General features: G+C 41.0%; 12 protein-coding genes. All 12 read left to right on the plus strand.

Annotation, left to right across the window (positions count from 1 at the left end; translation table 11 throughout):
- Positions 1-42 precede the first annotated feature (42 nt).
- The 12 genes from fusA (at position 43) to trxB (ending at position 12,952) form a co-directional block, all read left to right on the plus strand.
- Positions 43-2,163: an elongation factor G gene (gene fusA / locus WS08_RS01040; protein ID WP_009495478.1), complete on the plus strand. Its 2,121-nt coding sequence runs from the start codon at positions 43-45 to the stop codon at positions 2,161-2,163.
- 173 nt (positions 2,164-2,336) lie between these two features.
- On the plus strand, positions 2,337-3,395 hold the full coding sequence (locus tag WS08_RS01045; protein ID WP_009495476.1) for an oxidoreductase: 1,059 nt from the start codon (positions 2,337-2,339) through the stop codon (positions 3,393-3,395).
- Between the two features lie 165 nt (positions 3,396-3,560).
- Positions 3,561-4,661 (plus strand): ABC transporter ATP-binding protein, encoded by a 1,101-nt coding sequence (locus tag WS08_RS01050; protein WP_009495474.1) that lies wholly within the window; start codon positions 3,561-3,563, stop codon positions 4,659-4,661.
- Positions 4,658-5,464 (plus strand): ABC transporter permease, encoded by an 807-nt coding sequence (locus WS08_RS01055; RefSeq protein ID WP_009495472.1) that lies wholly within the window; start codon positions 4,658-4,660, stop codon positions 5,462-5,464. Before WS08_RS01050 ends, WS08_RS01055 begins: the two co-directional genes overlap by 4 nt.
- A gap of 1 nt (position 5,465) precedes the next feature.
- Positions 5,466-6,287 (plus strand): ABC transporter permease, encoded by an 822-nt coding sequence (locus WS08_RS01060; protein WP_009495470.1) that lies wholly within the window; start codon positions 5,466-5,468, stop codon positions 6,285-6,287.
- Positions 6,287-7,381 (plus strand): ABC transporter substrate-binding protein, encoded by a 1,095-nt coding sequence (locus tag WS08_RS01065; protein ID WP_009495468.1) that lies wholly within the window; start codon positions 6,287-6,289, stop codon positions 7,379-7,381. The genes WS08_RS01060 and WS08_RS01065 overlap by 1 nt, the downstream gene beginning before the upstream one ends.
- Before the next feature lie 11 nt (positions 7,382-7,392).
- Positions 7,393-8,199: a peptidylprolyl isomerase gene (locus WS08_RS01070; protein WP_009495467.1), complete on the plus strand. Its 807-nt coding sequence runs from the start codon at positions 7,393-7,395 to the stop codon at positions 8,197-8,199.
- A gap of 330 nt (positions 8,200-8,529) precedes the next feature.
- Entirely contained in the window at positions 8,530-8,904 is a 375-nt protein-coding gene (locus tag WS08_RS01075; RefSeq protein WP_009495465.1) for a phage holin family protein, read from the plus strand.
- Positions 8,905-8,933: 29 nt separating this feature from the next.
- Entirely contained in the window at positions 8,934-9,875 is a 942-nt protein-coding gene (gene hprK / locus WS08_RS01080) for an HPr(Ser) kinase/phosphatase (RefSeq protein ID WP_009495464.1), read from the plus strand.
- 103 nt (positions 9,876-9,978) lie between these two features.
- Complete coding sequence (locus WS08_RS01085) at positions 9,979-10,998, plus strand: NAD(P)H-dependent glycerol-3-phosphate dehydrogenase (protein ID WP_009495462.1); 1,020 nt, start codon at positions 9,979-9,981, stop codon at positions 10,996-10,998.
- 4 nt (positions 10,999-11,002) lie between these two features.
- Positions 11,003-11,878, plus strand: coding sequence for a UTP--glucose-1-phosphate uridylyltransferase GalU (galU, locus tag WS08_RS01090; RefSeq protein ID WP_009495460.1), 876 nt, complete (start codon positions 11,003-11,005; stop codon positions 11,876-11,878).
- Positions 11,879-12,010: 132 nt separating this feature from the next.
- Positions 12,011-12,952: a thioredoxin-disulfide reductase gene (trxB, locus tag WS08_RS01095; protein ID WP_009495458.1), complete on the plus strand. Its 942-nt coding sequence runs from the start codon at positions 12,011-12,013 to the stop codon at positions 12,950-12,952.
- Positions 12,953-12,954 lie beyond the last annotated feature (2 nt).

Genomic DNA, 12,954 nt, shown 5'->3' on the forward strand with positions numbered 1-12,954 from the left:
AATTGGGCTGAGATGCCCAAATATTGAAGGAGATTATTACTCATGGCTAATAAGCGTGAATACCCACTTAACCGTACGCGTAATATCGGTATCATGGCCCACATCGATGCTGGTAAGACAACTACAACAGAACGTATCTTGTACTACACTGGTAAGATCCACAAGCTAGGTGAAACTCATGATGGAGCTTCACAAATGGACTTCATGGACCAAGAAAAGGAACGTGGAATCACGATCCAATCTGCCGCAACTACTGCCGTTTGGCGTGGATTCCACGAACAATACGACAAGGATGCATTCCGTGTTAACATCATTGACACACCTGGTCACGTGGACTTCACTATCGAAGTTGAACGTTCATTGCGTGTTCTTGACGGAGCCGTAGCCGTATTGGACGGAGCCGCTGGTGTTGAACCACAAACTGAAACTGTTTGGCGTCAAGCTGAAACATACGATGTTCCTCGTGTCGTGTTCGTTAACAAGATGGACAAGATGGGTGCGGACTTCGGTATGTCAGTTGACTCATTGAAGAGCCGTTTGGATGCAAACGCTAAGGCTATTCAATGGCCAATCGGTGCAGAAGATGACTTCGAAGGAATCATTGACTTGATTACTAAGGAAGCATGGTTCCCTTCATCAGAACACGGTGAAGTTTGGGAAGCACGCGAAATCCCTGCAGATTACGCTGAATTAGTTGAAGAAAAGTACGACGAATTGGTTGAAGCCGTTGCTGATGTTGACGAAGAAATCATGGAATTGTACCTTGGTGGAGAAGAAATCTCTGAAGAAGTTTTGAAGGCCGGAATCCGTCGTGCTACTTTGGCATTGGCATTCTACCCAGTTCTTGCTGGATCAGCCTACAAGGACAAGGGTGTTCAAATGATGTTGGACGCCGTTGTTGACTACTTGCCATCACCATTGGACGTTAAGCCATACATCGCCGAAGACCCTAAGTCTGGTGAATCTGTTGACTTGGTTGCCAACGATGAAGACCCATTCGCAGCTTTGGCCTTTAAGGTTATGACTGACCCATTCGTTGGACGTTTGACATTTATCCGTGTTTACACTGGTACTTTGCAATCAGGTTCATACGTAATGAACACATCACGTGACAAGCGTGAACGTGTTGGTCGTTTGCTACAAATGCACGCAACTAACCGTACTGAAATCGAAGAAGTCTTCTCTGGAGACATCGCCGCTGCTATCGGTTTGAAGGATACTACTACTGGTGACTCATTGACAGCCGTAGAACGTCCTTTGATCTTGGAATCAATGGAATTCCCTGATCCCGTTATCCAATTGGCTATCGAACCAGCTACTAAGGCTGACCAAGACAAGATGTCAACTGCTTTGCAAAAGTTGGCTGAAGAAGACCCATCATTCCGTGCCGAAACTAACCAAGAAACTGGTGACACTTTGATCTCTGGAATGGGTGAATTGCACTTGGACATCATCGTTGACCGTTTGAAGCGTGAATTCGGTGTTGACGCTAACGTTGGTGCACCTCAAGTTGCTTACCGTGAAGCCTTTACTCAAACAGTTGAAGCGCGTGGATTCTTCAAGCGTCAATCTGGTGGTAAGGGACAATTCGGTGACGTTTGGATTGAATTCTCACCAAACGAAGAAGGTGAAGGATTCGCCTTTGAAGACGCCATCGTTGGTGGAGTTGTGCCACGTGAATACATCCCTTCAGTTGAAGCTGGATTGCGTGACTCAATGAACAACGGTCCTTTGGCTGGATTCCCATTGGTTGACTTGAAGGCTAAGTTGTTCGATGGATCATACCACGATGTCGACTCATCTGAAGCTGCCTTTAAGATTGCTGCTTCATTGGCATTGCGTGAAGCTGCCAAGACTGCTGGTGCCGTTATCCTTGAACCAATCATGAAGGTTGACATTGTTGTTCCTGAAGATAACTTGGGAGATGCCATGGGACACGTTTCTGCGCGTCGTGGTATGCTTGAAGGTCAAGAACAACGTGGTAACTCAATGATGGTTCACGCTAAGGTTCCATTGTCAGAAATGTTTGGATATGCAACTACTTTGCGTTCTGCAACGCAAGGTCGTGGTACATTCCAAATGGCATTTGACCACTACGAAGCTGTACCTAAGAATGTCCAAGAAGACATTGTTAAGAAGTACGGTAAGAACGAAGAAGCCTAAGCAATTAGTCTAATTTAGTTCTAAAAGAACACTCCTCATTTGAGGGGTGTTTTTTTGTATTGGTATAGAACTTATAAAAGAATAGTAAAGGCAATTGACACTGCTTTATAGAACAGCGTATATTGTAAGCATATCTATTATGTGAAATTAGATTCACGAGTTGGAGGGAAAATATGTTAAATATTGGGTATGTTGGATTCGGAAAGAGTACGAATCGATATCACTTGCCGTATGTTGAACAACGTTTGGACCGCATTAATGTAAAGCGTATTTATGCGCGTACAGTTGGAAAGCGACCAGAAGATGAAGCAGCATGGCGTGAACGTGGTACTATCTTTTCAAATGACATGGCTGACATTATCAATGACACTGAACTTGATTTGGTTGTCGTGGTTACACCAGCACCTAGCCATTTTGAAACAGTGAAGACATTGTTACTTGCGGGTAAGAATGTTTTGGTTGATAAGCCAATGGCACGTACAAAGGCTGAAGTTGAAGAATTGACAGCTATTGCGAAGGAAAAGGGATTGTTTTTGATGCCTTTCCAAAATCGTCGTTTTGATAGTGATTTCTTAACGCTTAAGCATGTATTGAATACAGGATATGTGGGTGAACCAGTTGAGCTAGAAGTGCACATGGATCATTACCGTCCTAATGATGGTGCGGATGCTGGTGACTATATTAATGGTGATTGGTATGGGCACGGGGTTCACTTGGTGGACCAAATGGTTTCTCTATTTGGACAACCTGAAGCAGCCAGCTATGATGTAAAATCAGTGCGTGTTCCAGGGAGTCCGTTAGACGATAACTTTGAAGCACACCTTTTCTATGAGGGTGGCTTGAAGGCTACTGTGCAAGCGACGGAATTGGCCGCCGTTCATTACCCAAAGTGGGTATTACATGGTACTAAGGGAAGTTACATCAAGCATAATATCGATCAACAAGAATATGACTTGAAGGCAGGGATCATGCCTGGCGATGTTAACTTTGGTTTGGATGCACCACAAGATTATGGACAATTGACATATTACAATCAAAACGGTGATCGTATTGAAAAGACGATTACGAGTTTGCCAGGTGATTATGGTCGTGTCTATGACCATGTCTACGAAACATTAGTGAACGGTGCAGAATCATTAATTTCGTTTGATGCCATGACAACGGTTATCGATGTGTTAGAACAAGGTGCAGCAGATGCGCGACCACATACAACATACTTTAACGAAAAGTAATTTGACGTTGTCATTAAAGACGGAATATTTTCTGTTCTAAAATATAAAAAAACACCTCAGTTTTCAGGAGGTGTTTTTTTGTGGAATTTAGACCTTAAAAAGTGAGTCTTATCCATGTCATGTAGTATAATCGAAAGTAATGAAAACGTTGTGTGGAGGTGCGTAATGCCGGATATTATTGAATTTAAAGAAGTCGCCATGCGCTACGGTGAAACTGAGGTTTTGAAATCCGTAGACTTAAATATTGAAGCGGGTAAATTCTATACCTTGCTGGGTCCTTCAGGATCCGGAAAAACAACCATCTTACGATTGATTGCGGGGTTCTTAACACCGACAGCAGGAGATATTTTGTTTGAAGGTACACGTATTAACAATACACCGCCCGAAAAACGTAAAGTAAATACGGTTTTCCAAAATTACGCCCTATTCCCAAATATGAATGTCTACGATAACGTGGCATTTGGGATGACGCTTAAAGGTAAAAGTGAACAACAAATCAGTGAAAAAGTGACTGAAATGTTGAAGCTAGTTAAATTGAATGGTTATGAAGATCGTGAGATTTCAGAATTATCTGGTGGGCAACAACAACGTGTAGCAATTGCACGTGCGTTGGCGAATGAACCTGAAATTTTATTGTTGGATGAACCGTTATCTGCGTTGGATTACAAGTTGCGTAAGAGTATGCAATATGACCTACGAGAAATTCAACAACGATTAGGGATTACATTTATCTTTGTGACCCATGACCAAGAAGAAGCGCTTGCGATGTCAGATTGGATTTTTGTCATGAATGATGGCAAGATTTTGCAAAATGGCACACCGGTAGATATCTACGATGAACCGATTAACCACTTCGTTGCGGAATTTATTGGAGAATCAAATATTGTCCCTGGTGTGATGAAGGCGGATTACTTGGTATCATTTGCTGGAAAAGAATTTGAAAATGTCGACGGGGGAATGCGTGTTAACGAACCCGTTGAAGTGGTATTGCGTCCAGAAGATTTAGATTTGGTTTCTGAAGCAGAAGGTAAGTTAGTTGTGACAATTGATGATCAGTCTTTCCGTGGTGATTACTATGAAATCACAGCGCATGATGATGATCAAAACACATGGCAAATTCAATCAACTAACGGTGCTGAAATCGGTTCACGACAAGGATTGTATTTTGATCCGGAAGATATTCATATTATGCGTTTGAATGAATCTGAAGAAGACTTCGATGCACGTTTGGAACAATATGAACCAGAAGAGGAGGACAGCCTATGACTCCGAAGCGTCCCATGAACTATATGGTGCCGTACTTAGCCTGGATTTTCTTATTTGTTTTAGCGCCATTGGTATTATTGGTCTTTCAATCATTTCATGATGTGAACGGTCAATTCACGTTGGGAAATTACCAAAATTATTTTTCAGGAACATACTTGAAAATGACGTTTAATTCCGTATTTTTTGCTTTCTTGGTAACAAGTATTACGTTGTTGATCAGTTATCCAACAGCGTACATTATGAGTAAATTGAAGAATGCGCAATTTTGGTTGATGTTGGTTATTTTACCAACATGGGTTAATTTGTTGTTGAAGGCATACGCCTTTATTGGTTTGCTAGGTCAATCAGGGAGTGTGAATGAATTTTTGACATTTATTGGGATTGGACCACAACAAATGATGTTCACGAATGGGGCGTTTTTGTTTGTGGCGGCCTATATTGAAATTCCATTTATGATTTTACCTATCTATAATTCATTGATTGAAATGGATCGTAGTTTGATTAATGCCGCGCGCGATTTAGGAGCTAATGCTCGCCAAACACTGTGGCGTGTTATTATTCCATTGTCTATGTCAGGTGTTAAGACGGGAATTCAAGCTGTCTTCATTCCGACCTTATCATTATTTATGATTACACGTCTAATTGGTGGTAACCGTGTGATTACACTTGGAACTGCGATTGAAGAACATTTCTTGGTTACGCAAAACTGGGGAATGGGAGCGACGATTGGTGTTGTATTAATCGTTGCGATGGCAATTACCATGTATGTCACACGTGATGACAAAAAGAAGCGAGGTCGTTAACATGCGAGAAATGAATTCAAAATGGTCGTATGGTTATCTGGCTATCGTCTTCTTGTTAATGTATCTACCGATTATTTATTTGATTGTCTTTTCATTTAATGCCGGTGATTACATGACAGAGTTCTCAGGCTTCTCATTACGTCATTATGCGGACATGTTTAATGATTTGCGCTTGATGCAAATCTTGTTAAATACGTTTATTGTTGCGTTTCTATCTGCATTGTTGGCAACACTAATTGGGACTTTTGGTGCGCTTGGTATTTACTATACGAAGAACAAAGGTGTACGCCAAACTATCTTGTCATTGAACAATGTTTTGATGGTATCACCAGACGTGATTATTGGTGCAAGTTTCTTGATTTTGTTTACCATATTGGGGATGCGCCTAGGATTTGTATCAGTGATGATGGCTCACGTGGCGTTCTCAATTCCGATTGTCGTGTTGATGGTATTGCCAAGATTAAATGAAATGAACCCAGCATTGTTAGATGCGGCACGTGATTTAGGGGCTAACAACGGGCAAGTATTGAGTCGCGTTGTGTTGCCATTTGCATGGCCGGGTATTCTAGCTGGATTCTTTATGGCCATTACGTACTCCCTTGATGACTTTGCGGTAACCTTTTTTGTAACCGGTAATGGATTCTCAACATTATCTGTTGAAATTTACGCGCGTGCGCGTCAAGGAATTGACTTATCTATTAATGCTTTGTCTGCATTAATGTTCTTGATGTCATTAGGATTAGTTGTGATCTACTACTTTATTTCACGACGTGCGCAAAAAGGTAAGAAGCGCCGTGGCGCTAGTGGAATGGTGGTGCGCTAATGAAAAAATTGATGTGGTTAACAGGTATTATTTTAGGGGTTGTGAGTCTATTGTGGGCTGGTACAATCTATCTTGAAAAAGAACAACACAGAGATTTAAATCAAAGCCGCTCAAAAGCTGATAATGTCTTAACGATTTTTAATTGGGGTGACTATATTGATCCTGAATTAATCAAAGCATTTCAAAAAGAATCTGGTTATCAAGTGAACTACGAAACATTTGATTCAAATGAAGCGATGTTTACTAAGATTAAGCAGGGTGGAACTTCATATGATATCGCAGTACCGTCAGAGTATATGGTATCGAAGATGACCAATGCAGATATGTTAGAACCGTTGGACTACAGTCGCTTGAAGGGGCTTGATAATTTAGACGAGAACTTTTTGAAGCAAGATTTTGATCCAAAAAACACCTATTCATTACCTTACTTTTGGGGAACATTAGGGATTGTTTATAATGATCAAATGGTTGATGGTAATAAGATTAAGACGTGGAATGATTTGTGGCGTCCTGAATTTAAAAAGAAAATTATGCTTGTTGATTCAGCACGTGATATTTTGGGGATGACACTAGTATCAAATGGGGCTTCAGTGAATACTAAGAACTTACCAGAGTTGGCAGCAGCCGATGGTAAGTTGGCAACATTGATGCCAAATGTTAAAGCCATTGTTGCTGATGAGATTAAAATGTATATGGCTCAAAATGAAGCAGCGATTGCCGTTGATTATTCAGGTAATGCAGCAGAGATGATGAGCCGTAATGAACATTTGCAGTATGTTGTACCAAAAGAAGGTGGAAATCTTTGGTTAGATAATTTTGTGATTCCTAAGACTGTTCGTAATCGAGATGCAGCCTATGCGTTTATCAATTTTATGAATCGACCAGAAAATGCGGCGCAGAATGCTGAATACGTTGGATACGCAACGCCTAATAAGGTAGCGAAGACGTATTTGCCTGCGGAAGTTCGTGATAATCCAGCATGGTATCCTGAGCGAGACGTGTTAGAGAAGTTAGAAGTTTATCAAGACTTGGGTCTTGAGTGGACTGAAACGTATAATGATTATTTCTTAGAATTTAAGATGCATAAGCAATAAAGGGGAAAGTTGTGAAAAAAATTAAGTTAGAGTATGTTATTGGAATTGTTGTGGCATTAATTTTGGTGGGGTCATTTGCCTTTATTTACCAAAAGCAAGCGAATGTCTACAAGAATGCTGTAAACGAAGAAAACAAGGTTGTATCTGATAAGCGTGCAAATAAGGAAAAGTTAGATAAGCTTGATTTTCCACAATTATCTGATGAAGTTAAAAAAGATGAGTCTGTTGTAACACTTCAAACTTCTGAAGGTGACATTAAGATTAAAATCTTTGATAAGTACACACCTTTAGCTGCGGAAAACTTTGTCACACATGCAAAGGACGGCTACTACAACGGCACAATTTTCCACCGTGTCATGCAAGACTTTATGATTCAAGGTGGAGATCCTGAAGGAACTGGTCGTGGTGGTGAATCTATCTGGAATGGTAAGGACAAAAAGAAGGATAGTGGTAACGGATTTAAGAACGAGGCGAATATGGCTTTGTACAATATCCGTGGTGCTGTTTCAATGGCTAATGCGGGACCAGATACAAACGGTTCACAATTCTTTATCAATCAAAACAAAGACGATCAAGGGATTAAGTTGGATAAGAATGAATACCCAACTAAGATTTTAGAAGCCTACAAAAAGGGTGGAAACCCTATGCTTGATGGTAGCTACACTGTCTTTGGTCAAGTGATTGAAGGAATGGACGTCGTTGACAAGATTGCAGCAAGTAAGGTTGAAGACGGCGAAAGTGGTGAGAAGTCTAAGCCAGTTAAGCCTGTAAAGATTACAGGTGCTGTTGTTGAACAAGAAGCGCAAGTTGAAAAGTAAATCGTTGCATTATTTAGTTAATGTGTGATACAATATTCTTATGCGATGAGTCGAGAAGATCATGATTAGATCTTTACAAACGACCTACGTGAAGGGCCGTATGCCTGTAGGTTGTAAGGTTGGTTGTGGAATCGCCTTACTTGCACATGACTAACAGTTATTTATAACTGGTGTACGTTGACTGATGAGAAATCATCACCTGAGCTAGAACAGGTCTTTTCTAGCAATGCCAAGCGAAAACGTCGATCATTATGATCGGCGTTTTTTGCTATCAGAAAGCATTTAATTTGGTATAATGTTAACAAACATAGAAAACAACAGGAGTACTGTATGCGTGTATATTCATTTCAACAATTAGGTTTTTCCCAGCGTGTTTTGGTTAATACACTAACGCTATTGGCGTTAGCTGGCCTATTTCCACAAGGATTATATATGGCATCAATCTGGACGGCCTTATGGGCTGCAGTAGTACTTGGTGTGTTGAATGCACTTCTACGACCAATTCTACAACTGCTAGCATTACCGCTAACAATCTTGACCTTTGGTGTGTTTGGATTTGTCGTGAATGCAGCAGTCTTGTGGCTAGCCTCATCAATTGTTGGTACAGGCTTTCAATTTATGAGTTTTAGTTGGGCATTACTTATTTCAATGATTATGGCCGCAGTGAATTTTATTATTACAAACTATCTAAGTTCCGGTAAATAGACATAACAGCTAAGAAAGAGGATGGGATGATGGGAAAGCGTATTACAGTAAAAAACCTTTTAGCAAATACACATTTAAACGTTCTAACGGGTGAAGACCATTTGGATCGTGTAATTTCTACAGCGGATATTTCACGTCCAGGACTTGAAATGACCGGATATTTCAATTATTACGCACCAGAACGTGTGCAATTGATGGGAATCACAGAAACAGCCTTTGCACAACGTATGGGTCATGATGAATTAACAATGGTAGCCCGTAAATTGATGCAACCACAAACACCAGCAGTTGTGGTGTCAACTGGCCGTAAGTTGCCAGACGAGTTTATGCGTGTGGCCGAAGAAATGGATATTCCAGTGCTATCTACGGAATTAACATCTTCACGTATTCTGTCAAACATGTCGTACTACTTGGATGGAGAATTGGCTGAACGCCAATCTGTCCATGGTGTGTTGATTGACATTTTTGGATTAGGTGTGTTGATTACTGGAGATTCTGGTGTTGGTAAGTCGGAAACAGCCTTGGAATTAATCCAACGTGGACATCGTTTAATTGCCGATGATCGTGTGGATGTTTATGCGCAAGATGAAGAACGTCTTGTGGGTGAACCACCAGCTATTTTGCGTAATTTGATGGAATTACGTGGGGTTGGAATTGTGGACGTGATGAACTTATATGGTTCAGGAGCGGTGCGTTCACACGCAACAATTTCAATGAATCTTCACTTGGCTAAATGGCAAGATGATCAAAAGGTTGACCGTCTTGGAAATGGTGAAGAAAAACTAACGATTCAAGGTGTTGATGTCCCACGTTTTGTATTGCCTGTTCAAACTGGACGTAACTTGGCTGTTTTGATTGAAGCTGCAACGAAGAATTTCCGTGCCAAGAAAATGGGCTTTGACGCAACTGAAACATTTAATAATAATTTGAATCGCTTGATTGAACAGAATTCAGCTGAGAATAACGACTAGAAGTTTATCGGAAAATGAAGATAGATTGTATTTTTTTGAAAACGCTTTATTGTGTGATATAATGCAATTATGGTCATATTTTTCAAGCTAAAGGAGAAACATTTTGACTAAACATAAAATCGCCGTGTTAGGTGCTGGTTCTTGGGGAACTGCCCTAGCCAACGTGGCAGCGGAAAATGGTCATGAAGTAAATTTGTGGACATATAAGGCTGCGCAAGTACCTGAATTAAATGAACAACATCGAAATAGCCAATATTTGGGTGATAATCCAATTAACGAAGGTGTTTTTGCAACAGCGGATATGCTCGCAGCTGTGGATGGCGCTGAACTCGTATTGAGTGTCGTACCAACCAAAGCAACAAGACAAGTTGCTTCACAACTTGCAGCAGTCTTAGAAGAATTAGATCAAGCGGTCGTTATTATGGCGGCAACTAAGGGATTAGAAGCTGACACATACCTACGTGTTTCTGAAGTGATTGCGCAAGAAGTACCAGAACGTTACCGCAAGGGACTGGGTGTTATTGCCGGGCCATCACATGCTGAAGGGGTTATCAAACATGACCCTACGTTGGTAACAGCAGTCAGTGAAAACCTTGTAACTGCTGAAATGGTACAAGCATTGATGAACAATGAACATTTCCGTATGTATACAGGAACTGATGTCATTGGTTCTGAAATTGGTGGTGCGCTAAAGAATGTCATTGCCATTGGAGCCGGTGCATTAGAAAGCTTAGGGTATGACGCCAATGCAAAGGCGGCGTTGTTTACTCGCGGATTGGCTGAAATTAGTCGTCTGGGACAAGCGTATGGTGCAAACCCTATTACCTTTATGGGCTTGTCTGGTGTTGGTGACTTGTTTGTAACAGCCACTTCTGTCCATTCACGTAACTACCGTGCTGGAAAGCAACTAGGTGCTGGAAAGTCACTAGATGAAATTGTGACTGAGATGGGCATGATTATTGAAGGAATTTCAACGACTAAGGTCGCTTACGAAATTGCGCAAAAGAAGCATGTGGCGATGCCAATTACTGACATGATTTATGATGTATTATATAATGATAAGGATATTACGTTGAGTGTTCGTGAATTAATGGGGCGCCCAACGAATCAAGAGGGGAACTAAAACTATGAAACCAGTACGTAAAGCAATTATTCCAGCAGCAGGATTGGGAACACGTTTCTTGCCAGCGACTAAGGCGCTTGCTAAAGAAATGTTGCCTATTGTTGATAAGCCAACGATTCAATTTATTATTGAAGAAGCTTTGGAATCAGGAATTGAAGAAATTGTAATTGTTGATGGAAAGTCAAAGCGCTCAATCGAAGATCACTTTGATTCAAATCCAGAACTAGAAAACAACTTGCGTGATAAGGGTAAGATGGAAATGTTGAAGATGGTTGAAGAAACAACAGACATCAACCTTTACTTCATTCGCCAATCACACCCACGTGGTTTGGGAGATGCCGTTTTGACAGCCAAGGCCTTTATTGGTGACGAACCTTTCGTTGTGCTGTTGGGTGATGACATCATGCAAGACGAAGTACCTTTGACAAAGCAATTGATTGAACGTTACGAACAAACGGGAGAATCAACACTTGCTGTTATGGAAGTGCCACATGAACAAGTTTCAGAATATGGTGTTATTAACCCAGAAGAAGAAGTTGAAAGTGGATTGCACCGTGTATCAAACTTTGTTGAAAAGCCAAAGCCAGAAGATGCGCCATCAGACTTGGCAATTATCGGACGTTACTTGTTGACGCCTGAAATCTTTGAAGAACTTGAACGTACAGAACCTGGTAAGGGTAATGAAATCCAATTGACAGATGCGATTGATTCATTGAACAAGCGTCAACACGTGTACGCTCACCAATTTAAGGGAAAGCGTTACGATGTTGGATCAAAGATTGGTTTCTTGACAACAAATATTGAATTTGGTTTGAACCACTCACAAACAGGTGATGACCTAAAGGCATACATCAAGGATCTAGCAAAGACTCTTGACTAGTCGAATTTTTATGAAAAGGCAGCGATATATATCGTTGCTTTTTCATTTTCGCTTATTTTTTGTAAGTGTTGACGTTAGTGTGTCATCAGCGTAAAATAGTCATATCAAATCAAGAACAGAAAGAGGCGAAACATGACACAAAAATATGATGTTGTGATTATTGGGGCCGGACCTGGTGGAATGACCGCGGCTACCTATGCATCACGTGCGAACTTGTCAGTATTAATGCTAGATCGCGGTATTTATGGCGGTCAGATGAATAATACGGCCGAAGTTGAAAATTATCCAGGATACGATAGTATCATGGGAGCAGACTTGTCTGAAAAAATGTATGCCTCATCAATGCAATTTGGTGCCGAATATGCATTTGGGACAGTCGCTAACTTAGAACGACAAGCAGATCAAACATGGTTAGTAACGACAGATATGGATACTTATGAAGCCAATTCTGTGATTGTTGCAACAGGATCTGAATATAAGAAGTTACATGTGCATGGGGAACAAGACTATGCAGGACGTGGAGTATCATACTGTGCGGTCTGTGATGGGGCTTTCTTCCGTGGGCAACATGTTTACGTTGTTGGTGGTGGAGATTCAGCAGTTGAAGAAGCTGTTTATCTTGCTGGAATTGCATCTCAAGTTACAGTGGTACACCGTCGCGATACATTGAAGGCACAACCTATTCTACAAAAGCGTGCCTTTGACACTGAAAATATTGACTTTGTTTGGAATACAGAAGTGACAGAAATTGTTGGAGATGATATGAAGGTGACAAACCTGAAGCTACGCAACAATGTGACTGATGTTGAAGAAATTGTGGATGCATCTGGTATCTTCATTTATGTTGGGCTTTTGCCGGTATCTAATGCCGTTGACGGATTAGATGTAACTGATGAAGAAGGTTGGATTATCACAAATGAACGTATGGAAACAACGCAACCTGGTTTGTTTGCGTTGGGAGACGTTCGTCAAAAAGAACTTCGCCAAATCACGACAGCTGTTGGGGATGCCGCGATTGCAGGTCAAAATGCTTATGCTTACAATGAATCATTACGTGATTCACAACGAGGATAAAG

It is taken from the genome of Weissella tructae (assembly GCF_000732905.1).
GTDB classification, from domain to species: Bacteria; Bacillota; Bacilli; order Lactobacillales; family Lactobacillaceae; genus Weissella; species Weissella tructae.

Coding starts and splice junctions, on each gene's coding strand:
- WS08_RS01075 (WP_009495465.1), top strand. CDS start 8,530: ATGCGTGTATATTCATTTCAACAATTAGGTTTTTCCCAGCGTGTTTTG.
- galU (WP_009495460.1), top strand. CDS start 11,003: ATGAAACCAGTACGTAAAGCAATTATTCCAGCAGCAGGATTGGGAACA.
- WS08_RS01065 (WP_009495468.1), top strand. CDS start 6,287: ATGAAAAAATTGATGTGGTTAACAGGTATTATTTTAGGGGTTGTGAGT.
- WS08_RS01060 (WP_009495470.1), top strand. CDS start 5,466: ATGCGAGAAATGAATTCAAAATGGTCGTATGGTTATCTGGCTATCGTC.
- hprK (WP_009495464.1), top strand. CDS start 8,934: ATGGGAAAGCGTATTACAGTAAAAAACCTTTTAGCAAATACACATTTA.
- WS08_RS01055 (WP_009495472.1), top strand. CDS start 4,658: ATGACTCCGAAGCGTCCCATGAACTATATGGTGCCGTACTTAGCCTGG.
- WS08_RS01045 (WP_009495476.1), top strand. CDS start 2,337: ATGTTAAATATTGGGTATGTTGGATTCGGAAAGAGTACGAATCGATAT.
- WS08_RS01050 (WP_009495474.1), top strand. CDS start 3,561: ATGCCGGATATTATTGAATTTAAAGAAGTCGCCATGCGCTACGGTGAA.
- fusA (WP_009495478.1), top strand. CDS start 43: ATGGCTAATAAGCGTGAATACCCACTTAACCGTACGCGTAATATCGGT.
- trxB (WP_009495458.1), top strand. CDS start 12,011: ATGACACAAAAATATGATGTTGTGATTATTGGGGCCGGACCTGGTGGA.